20 protein-coding genes are annotated in these 26,762 nt (G+C 71.0%); 2 read left to right on the top strand and 18 right to left on the bottom strand.

What is annotated here, in order from left to right; all coding sequences use genetic code 11:
* Window positions 1-67 precede the first annotated feature (67 nt).
* Complete coding sequence (locus N8I84_RS29660) at window positions 68-931, bottom strand: ABC transporter permease (RefSeq protein ID WP_263232485.1); 864 nt, start codon at window positions 929-931, stop codon at window positions 68-70.
* A complete protein-coding gene (locus N8I84_RS29655; RefSeq protein ID WP_200418505.1) occupies window positions 921-1,736 on the bottom strand; it encodes an ABC transporter ATP-binding protein in 816 nt (271 codons plus the stop codon). The genes N8I84_RS29660 and N8I84_RS29655 overlap by 11 nt, the downstream gene beginning before the upstream one ends.
* 161 nt (window positions 1,737-1,897) lie before the next feature.
* On the opposite strand from N8I84_RS29655, the gene N8I84_RS29650 reads away from it, so the two are divergent.
* On the top strand, window positions 1,898-2,590 hold the full coding sequence (locus N8I84_RS29650; RefSeq protein ID WP_263232484.1) for a response regulator: 693 nt from the start codon (window positions 1,898-1,900) through the stop codon (window positions 2,588-2,590).
* Window positions 2,591-2,658: 68 nt separating this feature from the next.
* Here the strand turns inward: N8I84_RS29650 and N8I84_RS29645 are convergent, their stop codons facing one another.
* The 6 genes from N8I84_RS29645 to N8I84_RS29620 all read right to left on the bottom strand — a co-directional run bounded on the left by N8I84_RS29645 (window position 2,659) and on the right by N8I84_RS29620 (window position 9,605).
* Entirely contained in the window at window positions 2,659-4,251 is a 1,593-nt protein-coding gene (locus N8I84_RS29645) for a solute symporter family protein (RefSeq protein ID WP_263232483.1), read from the bottom strand.
* Complete coding sequence (locus tag N8I84_RS29640) at window positions 4,248-4,811, bottom strand: DUF485 domain-containing protein (RefSeq protein ID WP_263232482.1); 564 nt, start codon at window positions 4,809-4,811, stop codon at window positions 4,248-4,250. Before N8I84_RS29640 ends, N8I84_RS29645 begins: the two co-directional genes overlap by 4 nt.
* A 68-nt stretch (window positions 4,812-4,879) precedes the next feature.
* A complete protein-coding gene (locus tag N8I84_RS29635; protein ID WP_263232481.1) occupies window positions 4,880-5,563 on the bottom strand; it encodes a response regulator transcription factor in 684 nt (227 codons plus the stop codon).
* Window positions 5,560-6,711, bottom strand: coding sequence for a sensor histidine kinase (locus N8I84_RS29630; RefSeq protein ID WP_263232480.1), 1,152 nt, complete (start codon window positions 6,709-6,711; stop codon window positions 5,560-5,562). Before N8I84_RS29630 ends, N8I84_RS29635 begins: the two co-directional genes overlap by 4 nt.
* Window positions 6,708-7,232 (bottom strand): DUF1453 domain-containing protein, encoded by a 525-nt coding sequence (locus N8I84_RS29625; RefSeq protein WP_263232479.1) that lies wholly within the window; start codon window positions 7,230-7,232, stop codon window positions 6,708-6,710. Before N8I84_RS29625 ends, N8I84_RS29630 begins: the two co-directional genes overlap by 4 nt.
* A 249-nt stretch (window positions 7,233-7,481) precedes the next feature.
* A complete protein-coding gene (locus N8I84_RS29620; protein WP_263232478.1) occupies window positions 7,482-9,605 on the bottom strand; it encodes a DNA gyrase/topoisomerase IV subunit B in 2,124 nt (707 codons plus the stop codon).
* Between the two features lie 439 nt (window positions 9,606-10,044).
* Here N8I84_RS29620 and N8I84_RS29615 point away from each other — a divergent pair, with 439 nt between their 5' ends.
* Window positions 10,045-10,275, top strand: a complete 231-nt coding sequence (locus N8I84_RS29615; RefSeq protein ID WP_109495566.1) for a DUF7455 domain-containing protein — start codon at window positions 10,045-10,047, stop codon at window positions 10,273-10,275.
* Between the two features lie 205 nt (window positions 10,276-10,480).
* On the opposite strand, the gene N8I84_RS29610 is transcribed toward N8I84_RS29615, so the two are convergent.
* The 10 genes from N8I84_RS29610 to N8I84_RS29565 all read right to left on the bottom strand — a co-directional run bounded on the left by N8I84_RS29610 (window position 10,481) and on the right by N8I84_RS29565 (window position 26,618).
* On the bottom strand, window positions 10,481-11,299 hold the full coding sequence (locus N8I84_RS29610) for a serine protease (RefSeq protein WP_263232477.1): 819 nt from the start codon (window positions 11,297-11,299) through the stop codon (window positions 10,481-10,483).
* A gap of 121 nt (window positions 11,300-11,420) precedes the next feature.
* Entirely contained in the window at window positions 11,421-12,959 is a 1,539-nt protein-coding gene (locus tag N8I84_RS29605; protein ID WP_263232476.1) for an RNA polymerase sigma factor, read from the bottom strand.
* A 608-nt stretch (window positions 12,960-13,567) separates the two neighbouring features.
* Complete coding sequence (locus N8I84_RS29600) at window positions 13,568-14,455, bottom strand: FadR/GntR family transcriptional regulator (RefSeq protein WP_263232475.1); 888 nt, start codon at window positions 14,453-14,455, stop codon at window positions 13,568-13,570.
* 163 nt (window positions 14,456-14,618) lie between these two features.
* Entirely contained in the window at window positions 14,619-16,358 is a 1,740-nt protein-coding gene (locus tag N8I84_RS29595) for an ABC transporter ATP-binding protein (RefSeq protein ID WP_263232474.1), read from the bottom strand.
* Window positions 16,359-16,575: 217 nt separating this feature from the next.
* Window positions 16,576-17,334: an NUDIX hydrolase gene (locus N8I84_RS29590; RefSeq protein WP_263232473.1), complete on the bottom strand. Its 759-nt coding sequence runs from the start codon at window positions 17,332-17,334 to the stop codon at window positions 16,576-16,578.
* A 131-nt stretch (window positions 17,335-17,465) separates the two neighbouring features.
* Window positions 17,466-19,607: a glycogen debranching N-terminal domain-containing protein gene (locus N8I84_RS29585; RefSeq protein ID WP_263232472.1), complete on the bottom strand. Its 2,142-nt coding sequence runs from the start codon at window positions 19,605-19,607 to the stop codon at window positions 17,466-17,468.
* Between the two features lie 200 nt (window positions 19,608-19,807).
* Window positions 19,808-21,349, bottom strand: a complete 1,542-nt coding sequence (locus N8I84_RS29580) for a DUF4192 domain-containing protein (protein WP_263232471.1) — start codon at window positions 21,347-21,349, stop codon at window positions 19,808-19,810.
* A 205-nt stretch (window positions 21,350-21,554) separates the two neighbouring features.
* Window positions 21,555-24,311: a bifunctional YncE family protein/alkaline phosphatase family protein gene (locus N8I84_RS29575; RefSeq protein WP_263232470.1), complete on the bottom strand. Its 2,757-nt coding sequence runs from the start codon at window positions 24,309-24,311 to the stop codon at window positions 21,555-21,557.
* Between the two features lie 4 nt (window positions 24,312-24,315).
* Window positions 24,316-25,680 carry an ABC transporter permease gene (locus N8I84_RS29570; RefSeq protein ID WP_263232469.1) on the bottom strand — a complete coding sequence of 455 codons (1,365 nt, stop codon included), beginning with the start codon at window positions 25,678-25,680 and terminating at the stop codon, window positions 24,316-24,318.
* The gene (locus N8I84_RS29565; protein ID WP_263232468.1) at window positions 25,677-26,618 is read right to left on the bottom strand and encodes an ABC transporter ATP-binding protein; all 942 of its coding nucleotides are present in this window, start codon (window positions 26,616-26,618) and stop codon (window positions 25,677-25,679) included. The genes N8I84_RS29570 and N8I84_RS29565 overlap by 4 nt, the downstream gene beginning before the upstream one ends.
* Window positions 26,619-26,762 lie beyond the last annotated feature (144 nt).

The raw sequence follows: 26,762 nt of genomic DNA, 5'->3' as shown, positions 1-26,762 counted from the left end.
TGTGAGAGGGCGGTGCGGGAGGAAACTGGAGGGGGACGGAGTCGTTGACCGAAGCCTTCGGGGCAGGTCAGTGCCCGGAGTCCGACGGCTTCCAGCGGAAGATGCGGCGCTCGGCGAAGGTGAGCAGCCCCTCGGCCACCAGCGCGACGACCGCGAGGATGACCATCGCGGCGTAGACACCGGCCGCGTTGAAGGTGCCCTGGGACTGGGCGACGAGAAGGCCGATGCCCTTCGTCGCGCCGATGTACTCGCCGACGATGGCGCCGATGAGCGCGAAGCCGAAGCTGACGTGGAGGCTGGTGAAGATCCACGAGGTGGCCGACGGGATGACGACCTGGAGAGTCACCCGGCGGTCGCTGGCGCCCAGGATGCGGGCGTTGGCGACGAGGTTGCGGTCGACCTCGCGGGCGCCCTGGAAGGCGTTGAAGAAGACCGGGAAGAAGACCAGGACGACGGCGGAGGCGATCTTGGAGGACGGTCCGAGCCCGAACCAGATCACGAAGATCGGGGCGAGGACGATCCTGGGAATGGAGTTGAGCACCTTGATGTAGGGACCGAGGACGTCGGCGAGGAAGGCGATCCGCCCGAGCGCGATACCGAATACGACACCGGCGATGACGCCGATGATCCAGCCGAGCAGCGCCTCGTGGAGCGTGACCCAGATCTGTTCGCCGAGCGCTCCCTGCGCGGTGCCGTGCATCACCCAGGTGGAGATCTGGTCCCAGATCTTCGACGGCATCGAGAAGTTGAACGGGTCGATGACCTTGCTTCGGGAGAGCGCCTCCCAGAGGCCGAGCACGGCGACCAGGAGCAGCACGCGGACGAGCAGGACGACGACCTTGCGTCTGCGGGCCGCACGCGCGCGTGAGTGGGCGCGGTCGGGCTTGGGGGTGTCGACGGGAGTGGGCGCGGAGATGACCTCAGGCGACATGGGCGGCACCCCTCTCGCGCGTGATGCGGACCTCTTCACCCAGGGACTCCCAGATCTCGCGGTAGATCTCGATGAACCGCGGCTCCAGGCGCACCGACTCGACCTTGCGCGGCCGGGGCAGGTCGATGTCGAAGACCTGCTTCACGGTGGCGGGTCCGGCGGTCATCACGACGACCTTGTCGGCCAGCGCGATCGACTCCTCCAGGTCGTGGGTGACGAAGACGACGGAGGCGCCCGTGCCCTCCCACAGCTCCAGCAACTCGTCCGACATCAGCGCCCGGGTCTGCACGTCGAGCGCCGAGAACGGCTCGTCCATCAGCAGGATCTCGGGGTCGTTGACGAAGGTGGCGGCGAGGGCGACACGCTTGCGCTGGCCGCCGGAAAGCTGGTGCGGGTAGCGGTCCTCGAAGGCCGCGAGCCCCACCCGGGCCAGCCACTCACGGGCCTTCTGCCTGGCCTCCGTCTTGGGCACGCCGCGGAAGCGCGGACCCGCCATGACGTTGGACAGGACCGTGCGCCAGGGGAACGTGGCGTCCTGCTGGAAGACGAAACCAACCTTGTCGCCGACTCCCGAGACCGGCTCGCCGGCCACCATGACCTCACCCTCGGTGGGCTCCTCCAGGCCGCTGACCAGGGTCAGGGTCGTCGACTTGCCGCATCCGGTGGGTCCGACGACGGCGACGAACTCGCCGCGCCCGACGGTCAGGTCCAGGTTCCTGACAGCCGTGTGCAGACCCCCTGACGGGGTCCGGAAGGTCTTGCTCGCGCCCCGTAGCTCGATGGCGGGGCTGGTGTCTGCGCTCATGGCCCGGGACGGTAGGTGTGGCGCGGGCCACGGCAGGAGTCTTCTGGGCGCAACCTCGACTTCTGCTTGCAAGAGTCTGTTGTGCTCTTTTTGCTCGCGCTACAACTGCGGAGCCGAAACACGGGCGTAACGCCCGCATGGCCTTGGGAGAAAGAGGCCCGATGATTGACGTCCTGGTCGTGGACGACGACTTCCGTGTCGCCGAGATAAACGCCAAGTACGTGGGAAAGGTTCCCGGTTTCCGGGTGGCCGCCCGCGCGCACAGCGCTGCCCAGGCGTTCGCCGCGGTGGAACGCGCCCCGATCGACCTGGTGCTGCTCGACCACTACCTGCCCGACCAGACCGGACTCGAACTGGTGCACCGCATGCGCGAACGCGGCCACGGCACCGACGTCATCATGATCACCGCAGCCGGCGACGTGGCGACCGTCCAGGCCGCCATGCGTCTGGGTGCCCTGCACTACCTGGTCAAACCGTTCACCTTCGCGGCCCTGCGCACCCGCCTCGACTCCTACGCCGCGCTGCGCCGCACCGTCGACCGCGTAGGCGGCCGGGGCGTGGCCGGCCAGGAGCAGGTGGACCGGATCTTCGGTGCCCTGCGGACCACGCCCGTGGTCTCGTCACCGAGGCTGCCCAGCGGCCACTCCGAACCGACCACGGACCTCATCTGCGAGGTGCTGCACCGGGCCGGCCAACCGCTCTCCGCGCACGAGGTGGCGGCCAGGACGGGCCTGAGCCGCTCCACCGCCCAGCGTTATCTGCGGCACCTGGAACAGGCGGGCCGGCTGCGCCTGTCCCTGAAGTACGGCGACACGGGGCGGCCCGAGCACCGGTACGCATGGGTGGCGCCTTAGGGGTCCTTGCGGCTCCGAACACGATGGGCGCCCCGGCCCGCGCGTACGTCGGCGGGGGCGCCCATCGGTCACACCGCTCCGGCGCCCGTCAGTGACCGCACCTCGGTCTCCGCGTACTTGGTCTCGTCCGGCCCCTCAGACGAGGTGACCGTGCCGAGCCAGCCCGCGAGGAAGCCGAGCGGTACGGAGACGAGGCCCGGGTTCTGCAGCGGGAAGTACTGGAAGTCGACTGCCGGGAACAGCGATCCGGGGCTTCCCGAGACGACCGGGGACAGCAGCACGAGCCCCAGTGCGGGCACGAGGCCGCCGTAGACCGCCCAGACGGCCCCGCGCGTGGTGAAGCCGCGCCAGAAGAGCGTGTAGACCAGTACCGGGAGATTCGCCGACGCCGAGACCGCGAAGGCGAGCCCCACCAGGAACGCCACGTTGAGGTCGCGGACCAGCAGGCCGAGGGCGATCGCGACCACGCCGACACCGACGGCGGCGGCCCGCGCCACCCCGACCTCACTGCGGGCCTTGCGGCCACGGCGCCGCAGTGAGGGGTAGAGGTCGTGGGCGACGGCGGCCGAGGCGGCGAGGGTGATGCCGGCGACGACGGCGAGGATCGTGGCGAAGGCGATCGCGGCGACCATGGCGAACAGCACCGTCCCTCCGGTGGTGTCCGCACCGCCGCCCAGTCGCTGCGCCAGCAGCGGCACCGCCGTGTTCCCGGCCTCGTTCGACGCGCGCACGGCGTCCGGCCCGACGACGGCGGCCGCGCCGAAACCCAGCGCGATCGTCATCAGGTAGAAACCGCCGATGAGCCAGACCGACCAGACGACCGAACGGCGGGCGGCACGCGCGGTCGGCACGGTGTAGAAGCGGGAGAGGATGTGCGGCAGCCCGGCCGTGCCCAGCACCAGCGCCAGGCCCAGGCTGACGAAGTCGATCCGGGCGGTCCAGTCCCCGCCGTACTTCAGCCCCGGGGCGAGGAACGCGTCCCCGTGCCCGCTGCGCCCCGCCGCCGTGCGGAGCAACGCGTCGACGTCCCCGTGGAACCGCACCAGCAGCGCAGCGGTCAGCGCGACCGTGCCGCCCAGCAGCAGGACCGCCTTGACGATCTGGATCCAGGTGGTGGCCCGCATCCCGCCCAGCGCCACGTAGATCACCATGAGCGCGCCGACGACGACCACCGTCCAGGCGCGCGCCGCCGTGCTCGTCCCCCCGAAGAGCAGCGCGACGAGGCTGCCCGCACCCACCATCTGCGCCACCAGGTACAGCACGGACACCGTCACGGAGGACGTCCCCACCGCGATCCGCACCCTCCTCTCGCTCATCCGTGCCGCGACGACGTCGGCGAGCGTGAACCGCCCACAGTTCCGCACCAGTTCGGCGACGAAGAAGAGCACCACCAGCCAGGCGACGAGGAAGCCCACCACATACAGGATCCCGTCGTACCCGAAGAGTGCGATGAGCCCCGTCACGCCGAGGAAGGAGGCCGCCGACATGTAGTCGCCCGCGATGGCAAAACCATTCTCCATCGGAGAGAACAACCGCCCGCCCGCGTAGAACTCCTCCGCCGATCCGTGCCGGTCACGGCTCACCCAGGTGGTGATCGCCAGGGTGATCGCGACGAACACGCCGAACAGCAGCAGCGCCGGCATCTGATGGTGACCGCTCACCGCTCGCCACCCCTGAGCGGGCGTGTCAACTCCTGGGTGTCCCAGCGCAGATCGAGCGCGGCGCGGTCCCTGCGCAACCGCGCGTGCCGTGCGTACGCCCACGTCAACAGGAACGTCGTCAGGAACTGCCCGAGCCCCGCCAGCATCGCCACGTTCACGGCTCCCGCCACCGGCCGCTCCATCAGCCCCGGTGCCGCCTGTGCGGTCACCACATAGCCCACGTACCAGGTGAAGAAGATCACGAGACCCGGAACCACGAACCTCCGGTACCGGCTGCGCACCTCCCGGAACGCCGCGCTGCGCTGCACCTGCAGATAGACGTCCGCGACGCGGTCGGCGCCTTCGCCCTCCCGGCGCGCGGAGGGCACGACCGGGGCGGGGGCGCCCGTCCCGTCCAGCTCGCCCCAGCCGGACGCCAGCGCGTCGTACCAGGGGTCGTCGTACTCCGCCCGCCCGGCCGCTCCCGCGCCCGTCGAGGCGGGATCACAGCCTTGGTACTTCTCAACCGAACTCTCGGGACCGTCCCCGCCTCCGCGGGAACGGTCATGGTTTGACCTCATGCCCAAGCATGGACAGAGCGGGAAGACCCCAGACCTTCTTCTCCCCGTGCTTCACCCCATCAGGTGACTCACTGCGAGGGGGGCCTGACCAGCCCCGTCGCATACGCGTAACCCACCGCCCGCGCACGGTCCTTGAGCCCTGTCTTGGCGAAGAGATTGTTGATGTGGGTCTTCACAGTGGCCGTGGAAACGTGCAGTCTGCGCGCGATCTCCTGGTTGGTCAGCCCCTCGGCGATCAGTACGAGTACCTCGGTCTCCCGTGCGGTGAGCCCGTCCGGCGGCCGGGAGGCGGCCACCGGTTTCCGCTCCGGCTCCGTCAGCCGCTCCAGCAGGCGCCGTTGGATGCTCGGCGACAGCCCCGCCTCCCCGGACAGCACGCTCCGCACGGCCCGTACGATCTCGTCGCCGCCCGCGTCCTTGGTGAGATAGCCGCGCGCCCCGGCTCTGAGGGCCGGGAACAACGACTCGTCGTCTCCGAAGGTGGTCAGCACGACGACCTGGGTTCCGGGGTGCTCGGCGCGGATGCGCCGCGTCGCCTCGACGCCGTCGCAGCGCGGCATGCGCAGGTCCATCAGCACCACGTCCGGGGCGAGCTCGGCAACGAGCCGGACCGCCTCCTCGCCGTCCCCGGCGGCACCGACGACCTCGATCCCGGGCAGCAGACCGAGCAGCATCACGATGCCCTCACGCACCACCGTCTGATCGTCCGCCACCACCACCCGGGCGGGCTTCGCACTCTCCTCCCCCGTCATACGGGCACCTTCAACGTCACCACGAATCCCTCCTCACCGGGCCCTGCCTGCAGTGAGCCGCCCAGCAGCTCGGCACGCTCCCGCATGCCGAGCAGACCGTACCCGGCCCCCGACCCGGCCAGCCCGCCCGGCGAACCGCCCGAATCGCGGACGTCCAGCGTCACTTCGTGCTCGGCGTACTCCAGCCGTATGCGCACCTTGGCGCCCGGAGCGTGCTTGCGGACGTTGGTCAGGGCCTCCTGAGCGACCCTGCGGACGGCCTGGGAGGCCTCGGCGGGCAGCGGTCGACGCTCACCCGAGAAGGTGATGTCGGCACCATCGGACGCGGAGACGAGCTCGCTGAGGAAGTCCTCGAGCGGGGACATCTCCCCGCGCAGCGCGGAGAGCGCCTGCCGGGTCTCGGCAAGCCCGTCCCGGGCCATCCCCCGCGCCGCCACGACCCGCTCCAGGATCTTCTCCCTTTCGGCCCCCGCCTCGATCAGCAGCCGTGCCGCCTCCAGATGCACCAGTTGCGCCGAGAGGCTGTGCGCCAGTACGTCGTGGATCTCCCGTGCGATCCGCGTCCGCTCCGCCAGGGCCGCCGACTCCGCCTCGGCCGCCCGCGCGGCCCTCTCCTGGGCGAGCAGCCGCAGGGCGCTGCCGCGTGCCTCGGCGTCGAGGCGCAGGACATAGCCGGCGAGCGCGATCCCGACCACGGTGATCGCCGTGTTCAGCCAGGCGTCGTCGGTGGCCGCCGCGTACGTCCCCAGACCGAGGCCGGCGGCGGGCACGGCGGCCGCGAGGGGCAGCCGCTCCAGGGCGCCGATGGCACAGCCGCACCACAGGACCATGGCGGGCACGCGCAGATCCGCCGCGTACGCCGTCGCACCCATCCCGAGGAGCGCCACGAGCAGGGCGACCGAGGGCAACAGCCGGTGGTGGAAGGTGGCCCGGAAGAAGGCCCACGCTGCTGCCGCGCACACCAGGACTCCGAACGCGGCCGCGGCGATGCCCCACGAACGCAGGCTGCCGTCCGTGAACGTCGTCCACAGGAGCATGCCGAGGGCGACGAGCCGTGCGATCCGGGCGAGCCCGCGCCGGGCGGCGGAGGTACCGGCGCGGGACAGGGCCTCTCGGGAGGGCCAGCGTGTCCACGCGTACTCCGTCACACGGACTCCTTCCTCGAGGGCGAGGCCACGCGGTCACCGTACGCCGGGCCCCGCAGTTGGGCGGTGGAGACGGAACGCGACCGCCAGATCAGGATCCCGCTGCGCACCAGCAGGGTGGCGGCGAGAGCGAGGAACAGGGCGGAGCTGTCCTGGTGGACGCCGAGGACCGCGCCGATGGCGAAGAGACCGACGCGCAGGCCTATGCCGACGATCCACACTGCGACGCTTGCCTTGGTGCCGCGGCTCCAGACCGTGCCGTCCGGCTCGGTCCATATGCGGGTGGTCCAGGCCCAGCCGGCACCCGTGGCCAGCCCGATGAGCAGCTCGGCCCCGATGAGGAGGGCGGACTCGGCGTGGTGCTGGGGATCGAGCACGCCGGGCTCGCGCACGGCCAGGAAGGCCAGGACGGCAGGCATGACCCACCAACGCCGGTCGGCCGAGATCCGGCGCGCTCGGAACTGACGCACGAGGATCAGGACGACTGCGGCGGTGATCAGCAGGGCGTCGATGGGCCCGGACATCGTTGCCTCCGTGGGCGAGGAAGGGCGTTGTCGCGGCGGGTGCCGTCGACGCCTTCGAAGCTACGGAAGCCGACGAAGCGGTGGATCGGAGCAGGGGTGGATCGTGGGTGGATCCTCGGGCCGGCCCCGGCTCCACCCAGGGGTGGAGAGCCCGGGGCAGGCACCGGTCAGGAAGCGGATGCGGCCGGAAGGGACGCCGAGGCGCCCCTCCCGGCCCCGCCGGGCCGCTTGCCCCAGACGACGCAGCGGTTACGCGTCGATGCGGGACCTGTCCAGTGTCGCCGCGGAGCTGGAGATGAACTCCTTGCGCGGTGCCACGTCGTTGCCCATCAGGAGGTCGAAGACCTGTTCGGCGGCTTCCAGGTCGGAGAGGTTGATCCGGCGCAGGGTGCGGTGGCGCGGGTCCATCGTCGTCTCGGCCAGCTGGTCGGCGTCCATCTCGCCGAGGCCCTTGTAGCGCTGGATGGAGTCCTTGTACCGGATGCCCTTGCTCTGGAACTCCAGGAGCTTGTCGCGCAGCTCGCGGTCCGAGTACGTGTAGACGTACTTGTCCTGGCCCTTCTTCGGCTGGATCAGCTCGATGCGGTGCAGCGGCGGCACCGCGGCGAACACCCGGCCCGCCTCGACCATGGGCCGCATGTAGCGGTGGAACAGCGTCAGCAGCAGGGTGCGGATGTGGGAACCGTCCACGTCGGCGTCGGTCATCATGATGATCTTGCCGTAGCGGGCCGCGTCGAGGTCGAAGGTCCGGCCGGACCCCGCTCCTATGACCTGGATGATCGCGCCGCACTCGGCGTTCTTCAGCATGTCCGTGACGGACGACTTCTGGACGTTCAGGATCTTGCCACGGATCGGCAGGAGCGCCTGGAACTCGGAGTTCCGAGCGAGCTTCGCCGTGCCGAGCGCGGAGTCGCCCTCGACGATGAACAGTTCGCTGCGGTCGACGTCGTCGCTGCGGCAGTCGGCGAGCTTGGCGGGCAGCGAGGAGGACTCCAAGGCCGTCTTGCGGCGCTGGGCGTCCTTGTGCTGGCGCGCCGCGATACGCGTGCGGGCGGCGGCGACGGCCTTCTCCAGGACGACCCTGGCCTGCTGGGCGGCGTCACGCTTGGTGGACGTCAGGAATGCCTTGAGCTCCTTGGAGACCACGTTCGCCACGATGCGGCGCGCCGCGGAGGTGCCGAGGACCTCCTTGGTCTGCCCCTCGAACTGCGGCTCGGCCAGACGCACCGTGACGACCGCGGTGAGCCCCTCCAGCGCGTCGTCCTTGACGATGTCGTCCTCGGCGACGCGCAGCATCTTCTTGGCGCGCAGGACCTCGTTCATCGTCCGGGTGACGGCCTGCTCGAAGCCGGCGACGTGGGTGCCGCCCTTCGGGGTGGCGATGATGTTCACGAACGACCTGAGCGTCGTGTCGTAACCGGTGCCCCAGCGCAGCGCGACGTCGACGCCGAGCTCCCGGGTGACCTCGGTGGGCGTCATCTGGCCGTGGTCGTCGAGGACGGGGACCGTCTCCTTGAAGGTGCCCTGTCCGGAGAAACGGAGGACGTCGCACACCGGCTTGTCCTTCGCCAGGTACTCGCAGAACTCGCTGATGCCACCATCGAAGCGGAAGGACTCTTCGCCCTTGCTGCCGCCCTCGCCGAGCCCGTACTCGTCGCGGACGACGATGGTGAGCCCCGGTACCAGGAACGCGGTCTGGCGGGCGCGCTGGTGCAGCGTCTCCAGGGAGAGCTTGGCGTCCTTGAGGAAGATCTGGCGGTCGGCCCAGTAGCGCACCCGTGTGCCGGTGCGGGTCTTGGGGATCTTCTTGGTCTTGTGCAGGCCGCTCTTGGCCTCGAACTTCGCGTCCGGGCCGTCGGCGGCAAAGACGCCCGGCACACCGCGCCGGAAGCTGATCAGGTGGGTGTGGCCGCCACGGTCGACCTCGACGTCCAGACGCGCGGAGAGGGCGTTCACCACGGACGCCCCGACGCCGTGCAGACCGCCGGACGCCGCGTAGGAGCCACCGCCGAACTTGCCGCCGGCGTGCAGCTTGGTCATCACGACCTCGACGCCGGACAGGCGGGTCTTGGGCTCGACGTCGACCGGGATGCCCCGGCCGTTGTCCCGCACCTCCACCGAGGCGTCGTCGTGCAGGATCACCTCGATGTAGTCGCAGTAGCCACCCAGTGCCTCGTCGACGGAGTTGTCGATGATCTCCCAGAGGCAGTGCATCAGGCCCCGGCTGTCGGTGGAGCCGATGTACATACCGGGGCGCTTGCGCACGGCCTCGAGGCCTTCGAGGACGAGAAGGTGCCGCGCGGTGTAGTTGGAACCGTCCCGGTCTGCTCCGGTCAGCAGCGCAGTGGACGGCACGGACGTCTCGGCGGTCACGCGGTTCGCTCCTCGCTGAATTTCAGATGGGACCCCCTGGGGTGAGGGTCGGCTTCGGTCGCCGCTCCGAGGGTACCGAGGCCTGGTAGAGCCGTTGTAACGCATCCCTCGTCGGCACCTCAGCGTAATCCAGAGTCGTACGGATGTTCGATCCCTCGTGGGGGTGAAGTACATATCACGTTCCCTTCGAGGCATGAACCATTTAGCCTCGGGGCACGTCCTCATCCACAACCGGCAACCCGCCGGGAGGACGGACAACCGACACACAGCGCGAACCCGTACGACACAAGAGACGTAATACGGCACATTCGCCGCCAACCGGCAGCAGACAGCCGGCTCGGAAAGATTTTTTCGAGGAGAAGCCGCGAGCGGGAACGTTTTCGGCCTGGTTGGATGTTGACCCTGGTACGACAGCTCGTCGAGCTAGAGAAGAGGCGACGTGACTACTGTTCTGACCCCCGCGAGCCCGCTGACGGCCGCTGACCGCTGCGACCGTTGCGGCGCCCAGGCGTACCTGCGCGTCGTCCTCCTGAGCGGCGGAGAACTGCTCTTCTGCGCCCACCACGGCCGCAAGTTCGAGCCGGAACTCAAGAAGATCGCCGCTGAGATACAGGACGAGACGGAACGGCTCACCTCCGTTCCCGCGAGCGCGTCCGAAGAGGAGCGCTGACCCTTCGCGTCCACGACGAGCCGACACCGGCAGCGCCGCCGGTGAACGGGCGGCCACCCCATCCGGGGAGTGGCCGCCCGTACTCGTGGGACGCGAAGGGCCGGCGTCCTCGTGACGTGCACCGACCGCACACTTCCGTGCCGGCGACAGCCCGCACGGGTGTGCCCTTTCCCGCGGCGCGAGGCTGCGCCCGGTGGCGCCGCCCTCAGTGGCCGCCTCCCAGCACCTTGACGGCCTCCGAAACCCGCGTGTAGACACCAGGGCGCCCCGGCTGCCCACAGCCGCTCCCCCAGGACACCACGCCGATCAGGCGCCCATTGGCGACCAGCGGCCCGCCGCTGTCCCCCTGACAGGCGTCATGGCCGCCTTCGGGCGCCCCGGCGCACAGCATCGAGGACGCGACGTATCTGCCGTCAAGACCACCCGGATACGCCTTTTCACAGGTCGCATCCGTCAGGACCTGAAGGCCGGCGGCCCGCAGGCTGCTCGTGTAGGTGGCATTCCCCGTGACGTCCCCCCAGCCGTACACCGTCGCCGGCGTGCCCGGCGTATAGGCCGGATCCCCGGCGGGCGCCATGGGGATGACCGAGCCGGCAGGCAGCGGGGTGGCGAGGGTGAGCACACCGAAGTCCCCGGTGTTCGTATAGCTGTTGTACTGCGGATTGACCCATGTCGACGTCACGGGGATCTCCTTGCCCTGGCTGGACGTGAGGTCCGTACGATCCGCGATCACCTTCAGATCCCGCACCCGCCCGGGCGGCGCTCCGAGGACGGCCGCGCTCAGACAGTGAGCGGCGGTCAGGACCGTGGAACGGTCCACCACCACGCCTCCGCAGAACTGCCCCGCCCGGGTGCCTCCGAACCGGTCACGGCTGGACAGGGCGACCGTCCACGGGCTCTGTGAGATGTCGACCGGAGACCCTCCGATGACAACGCTGTCTGCCGTCGCCGGCGCGGGTGCCATCAGCTGTATCAGGGCTGCTGCGGCCGCCAGCGCCAGGGATCGGACGTAGGGGCGAGGCATGCGCTCTCCTCACTGTCGGATGTTCGTAGAACACCCACAGTGATTCAGCTCGCGGCATCCCGCACACGCAAAGGGGCCGCCTCCCGTAGGAGACGACCCCTGATGACGTACAGCCGAGGGGCTAGTCGAGGTAGTCGCGCAGCACCTGCGAGCGCGACGGGTGACGCAGCTTCGACATCGTCTTCGACTCGATCTGGCGGATGCGCTCACGGGTGACGCCGTACACCTTGCCGATCTCGTCGAGGGTCTTCGGCTGACCGTCGGTGAGACCGAAACGCATGGAGACCACGCCCGCCTCGCGCTCGGACAGCGTGTCGAGCACGGAGTGCAACTGCTCCTGCAGCAGCGTGAAGCTGACCGCGTCGGCCGGGACGACCGCTTCGGAGTCCTCGATGAGGTCACCGAACTCGCTGTCGCCGTCCTCGCCGAGCGGGGTGTGCAGCGAGATCGGCTCCCGGCCGTACTTCTGGACCTCGATGACCTTCTCCGGGGTCATGTCGAGCTCCTTGGCCAGCTCCTCCGGGGTGGGCTCCCGGCCCAGGTCCTGGAGCATCTGCCGCTGCACGCGCGCGAGCTTGTTGATGACCTCGACCATGTGCACCGGGATACGGATGGTGCGGGCCTGGTCGGCCATGGCGCGGGTGATCGCCTGACGGATCCACCAGGTGGCGTACGTGGAGAACTTGTAGCCCTTGGTGTAGTCGAACTTCTCGACCGCGCGGATCAGGCCCAGGTTGCCCTCCTGGATGAGGTCCAGGAAGAGCATGCCGCGCCCTGTGTAGCGCTTGGCCAGGGAGACCACCAGACGGAGGTTGGCCTCCAGGAGGTGGTTCTTGGCGCGGCGGCCGTCCTCCGCGATGATCTCCAGCTCACGCTTGAGCTTGGGGGCGAGCTTGTCGGCGTTGGCCAGCTTGTCCTCGGCGAAGAGGCCGGCCTCGATGCGCTTGGCGAGCTCGACCTCCTGCTCGGCGTTGAGCAGGGGGACCTTGCCGATCTGCTTCAGGTAGTCCTTGACCGGGTCGGCGGTGGCGCCGGCCGCGGCGACCTGCTGCGCGGGCGCGTCGTCCTCGTCCTCGTCGGAGAGCACGAAACCGGCGTTCTCCGCGCCCTCGGGCTCCTCGCCGGCCTTGACAGGGGTGTCCTCGAGGACGTCCTCGTCGAGCAGCTCGACGTCGTCCTTCTTGGCGGCGGTCGTCTTCTTGGCCGCCGTCTTCTTGGCGACGGCCTTCTTCGCGACCGTCTTCTTCACTGCCGCCGCCTTCTTGGCCGCGGTCTTCTTGACGGGCGCGTCCTCAGCCGGATCGTCGGCGACCGGCACCGCCGGGGCGGCGGGAGCGGTGGCCTTCTTGGTGGTCACCGTCTTCGCCGGGACGGCCTTGGTGGCGGTGCGCTTGGCCGGACTCTTCGCTGCGACGCTCTTGCGGGTGCGCTTGGGCTCTGCGGCACTGACCATCAGCGTCACACCCTCTTCCTCGAGGATCTGGTTGAGGCTGCGCAGTACGTTCTTCCACTGAGTGGCCGGAATCTGGTCAGCTTCGAAGGCCCGACGCACATCGTCGCCGGCGATCTGCCCCTCAGCCTTTCCCCGCTCAATGAGAGCCATGACAGAGACGGACTCGGCGATCTCCGGCGGGAGCGTACGGGATGTGCTGGCCGACACGAACAACCTCTCGGAACGTTGGAAAACGGCTTCCGGCCCCATCCACAACGGACAGGAGCCGACCGCCGGCTTGGGGGTGGGCCGACGGCGCGGGCGGGGGCCGGGAAGATGCACAGCGCCGCGAACGGCGTCCGTATTCCCTCCTCGGCTGTCACCTCTTAGGTCATCGCGCAGCCCCGCAGAGCGTTACGCCCAATCTACGTGGCCCGGATCACACCCCGTAACCGCTCAAAAACGTCCAGATACGGGCAGAGGTGATCGGTCGACGCCATTGCCGACGCTCGGCCGTCGACGGTTCTACACCACCGCGTATCCCGGAAGCCGCGTCTGACACAGGGAATCCGTATCCGACACCGGGAATCCGCCGCCGTCGGCTCCGAGGACCCCCGGTCGCCACCGGGTCACCCAAGACCGGCACCGGATCCCCGACGGCTGCGTCACCCCGGCTCGGGGCGGGGTCGCCGGCCTCCGTCGGGCTCCGCCGGGTCCCGGAAGGATCCGACGGAGTCCGACGGCGGGCGTACGGCTCTCCCCGGCCGACGGCCGCGCCGGCCGGGGGCCGCCCGATGCGGGTACCCACCCCTGGTCGCATCGCCGACGGTGTGCGGTCAGTGCTCGCGCGGCGCGGGCACCACGCGCTCGACCTCGGGGTGGACGGTGAGCAGTTGCCGCATGGCGCCCTCGGCGGCCGCGCCGTCACCCGCGGCGAGGGCGTCGACGATGCGGGCGTGCTGCGCCAGGGCCGTCTCGTTCGGGCGCTCGCACCCGGTGACCGGGCCGCCGGAGACCTGGAGGGCGGCGGAGACGATCCCCGAGAGGTGCTCCAGCATGCGATTGCCGGCGACCTGGATGAGCAGCGAGTGGAACTCCGCGTCGGCACGCGAGAAGGTCAGTGAGTCGCCCTGCCCCATGGCGTGGCCCATGATCTCGACCATGTCGCCGAGCCGCTGCTGCACCTCCTCGCGCCCGTGCCCGGCGGCGAGGCGCGCGGCGAGCGGCTCGATGGTCCAGCGCAGCTCGCTCAGCTCGCGGCGCTGGTCGTCGCGCTGCGGCCCGAAGGCACGCCACTCGATGATGTCCGGGTCCAGGAGGTTCCAGTCGCTGACGGGGCGTACGCGTGTGCCGACGTTCGGGCGGGCGCTGACCAGGCCCTTGGCCTCCAGGACGCGCAGCGATTCACGGACCACGGTCCGGGAGACCTCGAAACGCTGCCCGATCTCCTCGGGCACCAGCGGGCGGTCGGCACCCAGGTCCCCGGAGACGATCATCTGGCCCAGCTGCTGGACGAGTTGGCCGTGCAGTCCGCGTCCGCGGCTGCCCGCGGCGCGGCGGCCGACGCGGCCCAGTTCCGGCTCCCCGCCCTCCCACGAGGGGGCGCCGACGCGGTCGGCGGCGGGCGCCTCGGCGTAGGGGTAGCGGTCGAGTTCGCCCGGTCCGGCCAGGCCGGAGTCTGCTGAGCGGGCGGCGGTCATCATGGTGTGCGCAAGGGTACTCACGGATCCTTTGTCGGCGCCCTCTCCAACTCCCTTGAGGTCTTTGGTGAAAAGCACACGAAAGGGTGATCGCTCACGGCGTCGCAATTGACGCCTTATCGGAAAGAAATGGGCGCTTTTCAGGGGAGTTGCGACACAGGGGCGACCGGATCGGCACGGACTGTTGTCATCGGACCCTGCTGCGCAGGGTTGCGATCAGGTAGGCGCACAGCAGGGCGGACAGGGACAAGGTCAGTGCTCCGCCCACCGGTTGGGCGATCATGCGCACCGCCACGGCCAAGTACCTGTCCCCGCCGAAGGGCCAGCGCAGCAGCATCAGGGCCGGCATCCGCTCGGCGAGGCCCGTCGCGGTCCGCACGGACGGCCCCGCCAGCGCCTTCTCGACCAGGGGTACGACGACGACGGGCACCGTGAGGACGGCGGCGAGCCCCGCGGTCGTGGACCGGAAAAGGCCGGCGGCCAGCACACCGGCCCAGGCGCATCCTGCGACCAGCCCGCACCAACTGACCGCGAGCGGAAGCCAGTCGGCGGGCACCTGGGCGGCCTCCCGCCCGTAGAGGATGTGGAGCGACACCAGGTCGCAGACGGCGGCGAGGATGGCCAGCGCCAGCGCCGTGGCCCCGGCGACGAGGAGCTTGGCGGCGAGCAGCCCCAGGCGGCGGGAGACGGTCCCGCGGGCCGCCGCCAGGGCGGGATGTCGGAACTCGTCGCCGAAGGCGTGGGCACCCAGCAGACCGGCGCCGAGCGCCGCGGGCGGCAACGGGAGCTGTTGCGGCCAGGCGGCCAGCAGGCGGTGCTGCGGAGTGTGCCCGGCCCGGGCGAGAAGAACGGCGAGCAGAACCGAGGTGACGAGGACGGCGGCCGCGGTGGCGTAGCCGGTGCCGATCCCGGCGGCACGGCGCAGCTCATAGCGCAGCGGGCGCAGCGGGCTCGGGACGGACCGGACGTCGACGGGCGGTGACAGCGGGGACAGGTCGCCCGGTTCGGGCGTCCCGGCGGACAGGGCCGCGGCGGTCTCGACACCGGCATTCGGCCCCATGTCACCGATTTCGTCCGCGAGTTGGTGGACGAGAATGCCGTGCCGGAAGGCGGCCTCGCCGATGTCGGCACATGTACTGCCGTACACCGACAGCCGGTTGCCGTCCTCCTGCACGATCTCCACCGAACGCTGCGCGGTTCTGGCTTCCTTGGCGAGCAGGGCGCCGAGGCGGGCGGCGTGCGGGCTGCGGACGGCCACGCGGGGCCGCAGCCGGGTACGGGCGAAGTCGGCGGCCGGCTGGTCGGCGACGAGACGGCCCCGGTCGAGGGTGACGACGTGATCGGCGGCGCGCGCCGCCTCCTTCGGGTCGGCCGTGGTGAACAGGACGGTGCCGCCCTGGGCGGCGTGCGCGCGCAGAGCGCCGTGCAGCCAGCGCCCCTCACGGGCGGAGAGCCCGGCCGCGGGGTCGTCGAGGACGAGCGCGTGCGGGTCGGCGAGCAGGGCGCAGGCGAGGCCCAGGCGACGGTCCATGCCGCGCGAGAGGTTGCCCAGGCGCTCGTCGCGCAGGCCGACGAGTCCCACCGCCTCGAGGACCTCGTCGGCGCGCCGGACCGGCACGCCCGCGGCTGCGCACAGCATGCGCAGTTGTCCGCGGACCGTGCGCGCGGGATGACCGGGGACGTCGCCGAGCAGCACGCCCACTTCACGGGCGGGGTGGGCGATGCGGTGCAGCGGGCGGCCCCGGAAGTAGGTGATGCCGCGGCCCGTTTGAAGTTCGAGCATGAGCCGGAGCGCCGTCGTCTTGCCCGCACCCGAGGCTCCCAGAAGCGCGGTGACGTGGCCCGCGTGAGCCTCGAAGGACACGTCGTCGACGGCGGGCGGAAGGTCCTTGCGGGGGGTGCTGGTCAATCCGATCGCCTGGATCACTCGAAGCAAGATAGCGCGATATACCCAATTTGTCGGGAACCTTGCTGACGGACAGGCTCTTACTTTGAGCAGAAATCACATGATCGGACATATGTCCGGCGCTGATGTCGGCGACCGGAGGTCCACGACCGACGCCGACGGCGCCGGGGAGCTCGCAGACGGCGGCCGGCTTCCCGCAGCCGTCCGTGGGTCGCGTTCACCCGCGTGACGCCGCGGGTCAGACCTCAGGACGCAACATCGGCGGGTTGAGCAGCGTGGCGCCACCCGCGCGGAAGAGCTGTGCGGGGCGGCCGCCCTGCCGGGTCGTCGTACCGCCCGTGGGGACGAGGAAGCCGGGCGTACCCGTCACCTTGCGGTGGAAGTTGCGCGGGTCGAGCGCCACGCCCCACACGGCCTCGTAGACCCTGCGCAGCTCGCCGACGGTGAACTCGGGAGGGCAGAAGGCAGTGGCCAGCGAGGAGTACTCGATCTTGGACCGGGCGCGCTCGACACCGTCCGCGAGGATCTGCGCGTGATCGAAGGCGAGCGGAGCCACGGGTTCACCGGCGCGGCCGTACCCGCCCTGCTGCAGCAGCTCCTCGACCGGGGCCCAGCGTACGTTGCTGGCGTCACCGCCGGCCCGGGGCGCGGGCAGGTCGGGGGCGAGCGCGAGATGGGCGACGCTCACCACCCTCATCCGCGGGTCGCGCTTCGGGTCGCCGTACGTGGCCAGCTGCTCAAGGTGGGCGCCGTTGTCCTGAGCCGGCGCGGACGGGTCGTGGGCCCGCAGCCCCGTCTCCTCGGCCAGCTCGCGTGCGGCGGCCTGCGCCAGGTCCTCGTCAGCCCGGACGAAGCCGCCCGGCAGCGCCCACCGGCCCTGGAAGGGCGGCTCACCCCTGCGCACCGCCAGCGCACACAGGGCGTGGCGGCGCACGGTCAGCACGACCAGATCCACGGTGACGGCGAAGGGCGGGAAGGCTGACGGGTCGTAGGGCATGCCGCGATCATAGTCGTCTGCCTGACGATAAACACTCCCTTCCGCGACCGCTTCGGCGGCTGATCCACTTCTGTCCGATCCAGGTCTCATCGACAGTCGGCCTCCGTGCTGCCGCGCTACGTCATCCGAGGTCACGCCCCCAGCTGCAGCCCGTCGGCGGCCTCCTCCACCATGGCGAGGCCGAGCCGGCCCACCCGCACGGAGAAGGGGGCGCCGGCCAGCCTCAGTCCGGTCAGGACGATCTCACCGAGTGGGGCGCTGCGGACCGGACACAGGGTCACCGTCCCGGCGGGCGCGTCGGGACGGATTCCGACGAGCGCGGTGAGCAGCAGCACCCCGGCGGCGGCCGCGGTGGCGGCGGGCCGGCAGGCCGCCGGGTGCGGAAGCGGCGCGCTCCCTTCCGTCCGCGGCTCGCCGGCGAACATCTCGGGCAGCCGGTATCCGAACGCCTCCGCCGCCGCCAGCATCCCCCCGAGCAGGCCGCCCGCCTCCTTCTCGTATCCGGCGGCGGCCAGTCCCGCGACGGCGACCGCCGTCTCATGGACGCGCACCGCTCCTGCGCGGTGTCCGAACGGGTTGTACGCCGCCTCCCTGGCCGCCAGACCGCGCAGTCCCCAGCCCGAGTCCATGGCGGGGCCGCCTAGCAACCGCGCGAGCTGCTCGGTGCGCGCCTTGTCCAGCAGGCCGGGCGCCAGGGTGCCGCAGCCGAGCAGCCCGGTGTCGAGGAGGTGGGCGGCGCCCGCGCCGAGGTGCGGTACGAGGCGTCCGTCGCGGGTGCGGGCGGCCGCCGGTCTGCCCCCCGACCGATCCTCGATCCAGAAGTCCTCGCAGAACGCGTCGCGCAGCTCCTCGGCCCATTCGCGCAGCTCGGCCCCGCCCGGTCGCCCGTATGCGTCGAGCAGGTCGGCGCCGACCACCGCGGCGCGGTGGGCCTGCGCCTGGGTCTCGCAGCGCAGCGGCCCGGTCGGCTGCGGGTCGGGGAGGTAGACGCCGTCACCGACGGTGGTGCGCAACCACCGCAGACAGTGTTCGGCCGCCGGCAGCAGCTCCTCCGTCTCCCGCTCGGGAAGCCCCCAGCGCCAGGCTTCCGCGAGGAGCACGGGGAACAGCAGGGTGGCCTCGGTGCCCGTGCAGCCCGGTGGCAGATGCGCGCCCGCGTCCCGGCGGGGCCCCGGGATCATGCCCGAGCGGAGGCCCGGGCCGCCGATTTGGGTACGGGCGAGGATCCGCAGCGTGCCCGCGGCCAGCCGGGTGCCGAGCGGCAGCGTCATCCGGGCCGCCGCCAGGGACTCCGCGGGCGCCGGGCCGCAGCGCCACGGCGCTCCGGCCGCCAGCTGGATGTCGGAAGGGTGCGCGGGGTCCCGGAGCAGCAGGGCCCTGAGGTCCTCGACACAGGTGTCCAGCAGCGGCTGGACACGGGGGTCGTCCCCGGTGGCCCGGGCCTGCACGAACGGGCTCGCCGCACCGTGTCCCACCGCTCTGACCGGGGCCGCGCCGTCCGGCCGCAGCCGCAGTTCAACGCTCCGCGTCCCGCCGGGCGGCAGTTCCAGCTCCCAGCGCAGGAGTCCCGCCGAGGCGAGGGCGTCCGTGGGGGGCGGCGCGGCCGTGACCGCGCAGTCGCCCTTCTGACAGGACCAGCGCAGCCCGGAGTCATGGACGGTGGCGGGGAGTTCGGGTCCGGTGCTGCCCGAGGCGATCTCTCCCAGTTCCGCGAGATCGGTGCCGAGGGACACCTCCATCGGCAGCCGCAGCGGGCGCGGCGCCGCGCTGTGCAGGGTGATCCGCTCCGTGCCGTCGGCGAACCGAACACGCTCCACGACGACGTCCGGATCCGGTCCCGCGTCGGGGGACGCGTGCACCGTCCCCACGAAGCGGGCCCGGTCGGCCGCGACCATGCGGGCCTGGACGGGAAGCGGCTCCCGTCCGGCCACCCGCACCTCGCAGCGGGAGAGCACGCGCCGGCCCGCTCGGTAGAACCCCTCCAGGCCCTGTCCCGTCAGCTGTCCCTGATCCGTGGAGATCACCAGGCCGGGCAGGGCGACGCAGATCAGCGCGGTGTGGGCGGGCGGCAGGTCGGCGACTCGGCGCGGCGCAGCGGGCAGGGGCGCAGGGCATGCCTGGGGCCGGTCGACGTGCGGCGGGACGGGAGCCGGTGTGCCGCCCGGCATCCTGGACGCGGCCGGTGGGGCACCCCGGGAAAGGCGGGGCTCCGAGGGGCCGTGGCGGGGACGCCGGTTGCCGTCGGGGGCGGAGAACGGTGCGGACAGGGGCATGGGGCGGCTTTCTCTGCGCTCGGTACGCCTGGGGTGCGCCCGGAGCCGGGTGGGCGGCTCCGGAGAGGGTCGTGAGCGGTGCGGCGGCGCGACCCGAGCACGGGTTCCGCCACTCAGGTGAACGGATCGCGCCTGCCCGGGGTCACGCCCGTGGGAGGGGAAGCCGACCGAACGGCGGTACACCGCGCGGCAGGACGTCCTCATGTGCCGCCCTCCTCCGTACACCGGCCGGGACGGCGGCGGGCACCGGACCGGTCGGTCGCCTCCTCCGTCGCCCGCTGCCCTTCGCCACCAGGGGGGATGTCGGCGGGACGCCGGCGACGGGCCCTGACCGCCTCGGCGGGACCGCGGGGCGGCCGGCTGCCGCCGCTCGCCGCGCGGACCGTGCGCCTTCGCCGGGGTGCGCCAGGGGCACGGGAGGGCTGCCGCGGGGTGGGTGTCCCGGCCGCGGCGGGGGGTGGGGCACCGGCCGAGAGCTCGGCCGTGTCATCCGGCATCGTGGCGGGCGCCCCGAGCTTCCCTTCGCGGCCCGCCCGTTCCGCAGGCAGGCAGCGGCGAACGGTCTCCGGGTCGAGGCCCTCGTTGCAGGCCTGGTGCAGGAGGCGGGCGAAGAGGTAGTGCGGGTCCGCGCCCAGGGCCATGGCGAGGGCTTCGCGCGCCTCCAGCTCGTCGCCGGTCGACCAGGCCACCCACCCGGCGAGCGTCAGCGGCGCCGCGGCGTGCTCGCCGTACGAGCCGACACAGCGACGGGCCAGGGCGCGCCACAGCCGCAGCGCGGCGGCGGCCTCCGCGCCCTCCATCCACTCCGCCGCACGGTCGCGGGTCATGCGGTCCTGGAGGCCGACGATCAGGGCCGCGGCCTCGTCGTGCCCGAGCAGCTCGTCGTCGCGCCGGTCCGCCGCCGGGGCTGCGGACACCGGCGGGGCCTCGGCGAGCCGGGCCATGACCCGCTCGGCGAGTGCGAGCGTCTCGGCGGCGACCCCGTCGCGGGTGCCGTCGTCCAGGATTCTCCGGACGAGCGCCATGCTCGCGGCGTCCAGCGCCGCTTCCTGATCGAGCGCGGCCGCCGTCTCCCAGGGACTGAGCCTCGCCCGGAACTCCTTGAGCGTGCCGCGCACCTGAAGGCCCGCGTAGGTCGCGGCGGCAGCCAGGACGGAGGTGCCGGGCAGGCCCAGCGGCTGCCCTTCGGAAGGACAACAGCCGGGGCTGGGGCACACGTACGACCAGAAGCGGCCGTCGGAGAGGCACAGCGCCTCCACCACGGGCGCGTCGAGGCTGCCGCAGACCGTGCGAAGCGACTGGGCCAGCGGCCGGAGGCGCTCCATCACGTCGCGTCCGGTCTCACCACTCGACGGTTCCTGGACCAGATAGGCGACCATGCTTTCCGGCCGGGCACCTCTGCGCTCGCTCCCTGTCACCAGGCCGCGCGCCAACTGCTGTGCCGCGGACGGCCAGTCGCCGGGCTGGGCGGGGATGCCGAGCCGTGCGCGACCGCCGAACCTCCCGCGCCCGTCCCGGTCGTGCAGTGCCACCAGCACGATGCTGTCCTCCGGGCGGTACCCGAGCAGGTACGGCAAGGCGTCGGCCAGTTCGGCCGGGGTGCGCAGGGTGACCTGGGTTTCGCCCGGGCCTCCCGCAGAGCGGCCGTGTCCTGTGTACGCGGTGGGCTCGCCGCTGTGGTGCGCGGATCCGTGCATGTCTCCGATGCCGGAGGGGCCGGCCGCTTCGTCGTGGTTCGTCATGCCGCGACCATCTCGCGGATCTTGAAATTCCGGTTGGCCTGTGGACAACCATGACCATGGGCACGCCAGGAGTTGTCCACAGGCAGCCCGGCTCGCTCGCACGATGTCCGACCGATCGGGTTGCCTGGACGCCATGGGCTACAAGGCAAGGGACCCCGGGCCGGCGTTGACGCCGGCCCGGGGCCCCTCGATGCGAACAGCTGTGTCAGCCGTCGGACTCCGACGACGGGATGTAGGCGCCGGGCACGTCGTTCGGCGCGTAGATCTTGCTGTCACCGGGGTACGGCTTGGACCAGTTGTGCGTCTCGTACCACGTGAGACGGTTCATCTGCTCGGGGTTGGCGAAGTCGGGCACCGCCTTGGTACCGGTCAACCGCTGGTGCGACTCCCAGGCCTTCCACTGCGCCGCGACCTTCTGCTCGGCCGCCGGCACCGTTACGGACGTCTGCGCGGGCGCCGCCTTGGAGTCCTGCGGCGCCGGGGTGTCCGGGCCGCAGGAGGGCTGGGTGCTCAGGCCGAGGGTCAGCGAGGTCCGGTTGGGCTGGGCCTTGAACGGCGTGTAGTTCGGCTTCTGGGTGAAGGCTCCGAACATCGGGGTGGCCGCGCTGTCCAGCTGGTTCATCGGGTGGATCCCGAGGATCTGCTCGATGGTGCGAACCATCGTGATCTGCGAGTAGTAGTGGCTGTCGACGGTGCCGTGCTTGGCCCAGGGGCTGATGACCTGGACCGGGGCACGGTGACCGTCGACGTGGTCGAGACCGGCCTGCGAGTCGTCCTCGACGACGAAGATCGCCGAGTCCTTCCAGTACTTGCTGTGCGTGATCTCGTCGACCATCTTGCCGACCGCGAGGTCGTTGTCCGCGACCTCGGCGGCAGGGCTCGGCGGACCACCGGTGTGGTCGTTGGAGAACCAGAACATGTTCAGGTTCGCCGGACCGTTCTTCTCGAAGTCCTGCTTCCAGATCTGTTCCTTGTAGACGTCCGGGACGCTGAGGTCGAACAGCGGGAAGCCGGGCACCGACACCTTGTTGAGCGACGGGATCGCCGAGCCGGTCTGAATGGGGTAGGCGGTCTTCTGCCCGGTCGTCTCCATGTTCTTGGCGTCGCAGTACAGGTTCTGCCAGGTCGCGCCGGCCGGCTTGCTCTCGATCGACTGGAACTCGCCGTAGTCCTTGACGGACTTGCCGGCCGCCTGCGCACCGGTCCAGATGAATCCGGACTTCTGGTGGCCGAGGACGTCGTCCTCGGTGTCGTAACTGCGCGTGTACTCACCGGCCGAGGACTCGGTGTACTCCGGGTTGTCGGACTGCATGAGCCAGTTGTGGCCCTCGGCGGAGTTCGTGCCGATGTCGTAGAAGTTGTCGTACAGCCCGAACTGCTGCGCGAGCGCGTGCTGGTTCGGCGTCACGTTCTCGCCGAACTGCGTGAGCGACGAGTCGCCGTTGCCCTGCTTCATGTCACCGAAGACCTGATCGTAGGTCCGGTTCTCCTTGACGAGCAGGAAGACGTGCTTGATCGTCGAGGGGTCGCCGAGCCTCGTCGGGACCGGCACCGGCTTCGCGTTGCTCCTGCCCTTGGCCGACTTGACCGAGCCCGCGGTCCAGCCGTTCTGCTTGAAGACCTTGGCCGTCTCGGACCTGATGACGCTGTCGTCCGGCAGCGTGAACTGCGTCAGGCTGGAAGTCGTGTCGTGGGTGCCGTGGCCGGCCGCGGTGGTGGGGCGGCGCGCGTCGATGCCACGGGTGTTGGAGACGACCACGGTCTTGCCCACGGTGGTGATCCCCGAGGGGAAGTAGTCCGTCGGGAGCAGGCCGACGTAGCGGGCCGGCTGCTGCGGGGAGGTGTACCGGTAGACGGCGACCGCGTTGGCGCGGCCGAGCGTCACCAGCAGGTGACCGTCGTCGGTGAGCGTCACCGCGTTGGGCTCGTAGCCGACCGACGCCTCCGGCCACGGCTGCGTGGAGATGGTCTGGACGACCTTGTCGTTGGCGGTGTTGATGACCGACACGTTGTTGTCGGCGGTGTTGGTGACGAACACCGCCCCCTTCTTCGCGTACACCGCGGTCGGGTGCAGACCGACGTCGATGGACCCGACGGCGGCGGACGGGTTCGCCACGTCGATGACGCTGACCGTGCCGGTGGTGGAGGCACCGGTCTCCGGGTTGGCCGGCACCTGGGTGCCGTAGGAGTTCATCGTGGTGTCGCCGGCCTTGGCCGGACGCCCGCCCTCGTTGCTGACGTAGAGCTTGTCGCCGACCAGGGCGATGCCACGGGGGGCGTTGCCCACGGCCCAGCTCTGCTTGATGGTCCCCGTCGCCGCGTCGATGGCGACCACCCGGTTCTGGCCGTTGACCGCGGAGTACACGGTGGAGCCGTCGGCCGAGAAGACCGCCGCACCCACCAGCGCGTGCTTGGAGCCGTCGGCCGGTATGGAGATGGTCGTCGGGTTGGAGAGGGTGCCGTCCGTGTTCACGGTGAACCTGGTGTAGCCGTCGCTCTGGCCCAGCCACAGCTGCTTGCCGTCGGGCGAGTACGTCGGACCCTCCTGGCCGACGGAGCCGCTGCTGATGCGAAGGTCGTCCGCTTTGTTGCTGCCGACCTTCTGCTTCACCTGCCCGGTCTTGAGATCCATGATGACCAGCGCCGCATCACCGTCGGCGACCGAGGCCGCGAGAAGGGTGCCGTCCGGGCTGACCGAGGACGACATGATCTTGCCGTCGTTGATGACGGTGCGGCTGCCGTACGGGGCGATGTACTGGTCGGCGGCGACGACCTGACCGTTGGCGGTGACCTGGCCGACCTGCTGGGTGCCGAACTGGTGGGTGGAAGCAACGGCGGTGCCCGTGACGGCGAGGGCGACAGCGATGCCCGACGTCACCAGCACAGCCCGCCGGCCGACGCGTCTACCGAAAAGGCTGACCTGCTCCTTCTCGTTGTTTCGACGCTGCCGTGTTACCTGCATGGAACTATCCCTTCGAGGAGGTGTCGAGCAGCTCGACGTTGCCGTCGAACTGCCATAGGGGATTCGGGGCGTTCCCGGTGGGGGTACGGACCAGGAAGTAGCCGTTCACTTCCTTCGGTCCGTCGCCGTCGGCCACGAACCGCCCGTCTGAGGTGACGTCGAGTTGGTAGATGGCCGTCCCCGCGGCCTCGACGCCGGGAAGGTGCCAGGTGACGACGCAACGCCAGTCGTTGCCCGCCCCCTGGGGGGCGACCTGGCCGTCGCCCTTGGTGCACGCCGCTGTGGCCTTCAGTTGCGCCTCGGTGACGGCCGGCCGGTGGAGCTGCTCGGTCTGCATGCGGTAGAGGTGGGCGAACGCCGTCGCGACCGACCGCTGGACCTTGTCCTGCTCGATCCCGGAGCCCATCGACGGGGTCGCCACGGCGACCGCCGCGACGGTGAGGGCCGTCAGTCCGACCAGCGGCAGCAGTCCGGTGGTGACCGCGCGGCGCCCGGAACCGTCGTAGGCCGGATTGGTGAAGTCGCGCCGCAGGAACAGCAGGTACGCCAGCCCTGTCGCGAGCACGGCCCACACCAGGCTGACGACGATGCCGATCAGGAGCGGACCGGCCTGCGCCGGATTGGTGAACAGACCGTTCCAGGAGATGAATGCGTAGCCGGGCAGGGCGAGGCGCACGGCGACGGGCAGCGGCAACATCTGGGCGACCTGCATCGCGAGCGCGACGACCGGGGGCAGCAGCAGCCCCATCGGCGAGCGCCCCAGGGCGACCGAGCCGAGCAGTCCGATCGCGGCGAGGGCCAAGGTCGGGGCGAGGGCGCAGACCCAGGCGAGCAGCACCTTGCCCGCGGCGTCCCCCGGCGCGAGCAGGTGGCCGTCGAGGCCGACGAGCGGCTGGTTTCCGACCGCCACGATCCCGCCGGCCGTGCTGGAACAGGCCAGCCCGGCCACGAGCAGCAGGATGACGGTGAGACTGGCCAGCGCCTTCGCCGCGAAGATCCGCCTGGGCGACCGGACGGCCACGAGCAGGTGGCGCCAGGTGCCGAGCCGGTCCTCGGAGGCGAACACGTCGCCGGCGACCACCGAGGTCAGCAGCGGCAGCGCCCAGGTACCCGCGAAGCCGAGCATCACCAGCGGTCCGGCCCACCCCGTGGCGTGCATCCAGCGGCCGAAGAGGGTGTCGGCGGGGAGCGTGCTCTGCCGGCTCACCCCGGCGACGAAGAGCGCCGGCGCGATCCAGCAGGCGAGGACCAGCAGGCGGATCCGCCATTGCGAGACCAGCTTGACCAGCTCGAAGCGGTAGCCGCGCACCACCGAGACGCGGGGGGCACGGGCCACGACGACGTTGTCATCGACGACGGTCGCGGTCATCGGGCGGCCTCCTGCTGCTCGGTGAGGGCGAGGAACGCGGCTTCGAGCGGCGAGACCGACGGGGCGAGTTCACGCACCGCGACGCCCGCGTGCACGAGCTCCGCCACCAGTTCGTCGAGAGCGGGCACCAGCGCGCGCACCACGAGCACCTCCGCGTCGTGCCGTGCCCCGGCGTCGTCGACGACCCGTATCCCGGCGGTGTCGGCAGCCAGCCGGCGGGCGGCCTGCGGGTCGGAGGTCCGCAGCCGGTAGTCGAGTTCGGGGTTCTCGGCGGCCAGCTTGCCCAGCGGGCCGGAGAAGACGACCCGTCCGGTGGCGATGATGGTGACCTCGGAGCACAGTGCCTCCAGGTCGTCCATGCGGTGGCTCGAGAGCACGACGCTGGTTCCGTCCGCCGCGAGCCGGGTGAGGACACCGTGTACGTGTCTTTTGCCGGCCGGGTCCAGGCCGTTGGAAGGTTCGTCGAGCACGAGCAGCCGGGGCTTGGTGAGCAGGGCGGCGGCGAGCCCGAGCCGCTGACGCATGCCGAGGGAGAAGCCGCGGGCCCGGTCGTCGGCGACATCGGTGAGTCCGACCTGGTCGAGTACGTCGTCGATCGCCGTCGTCCGGGCGTCGTGGCCGCGGAGAGCGGCCAGTGCGGCGAGGTTCTGCCTGGCGGTGAGCGAGGGGTAGAGACCCGGCCCGTCCACGAAGCCGGCGACACCGTCGGGAGCGGCGAACGCCCGCCCGACCGGCGTACCCAGGATCTCCAGGCGGCCGCTGTCGGCGACGGCCAGGCCCAGCAGGAGGCCGAGCAACGTCGTCTTGCCGGCGCCGTTCGGTCCGACCAGGCCGTGGATCTGGCCCTGTGTCACATCCAGGTCGATGCCGTCGAGTGCGACGACGTCACCGAAACACTTGGTGATGCCGCGAGCCCGGACTGCGAGGAGTCTGCCCATGGGTCCCTTCTTTCGAGTCCGCAGGGACCCTAGGGACGACACACAACCCAGACGCAGACGGCTGGCTGAACGTTCGCGGAACGAATCGTCAAGGCGTCGGCAAGTCGTGTGCGGGGGGCAGCCCGCATCGAGCCGGGCTCGGGC

The organism is Streptomyces cynarae, from assembly GCF_025642135.1.
Classification (GTDB): domain Bacteria; phylum Actinomycetota; class Actinomycetes; order Streptomycetales; family Streptomycetaceae; genus Streptomyces; species Streptomyces cynarae.
The sequence above is the reverse complement of the archived record's forward strand: the minus strand, read 5'-3'. Positions and strand labels throughout refer to the sequence as shown.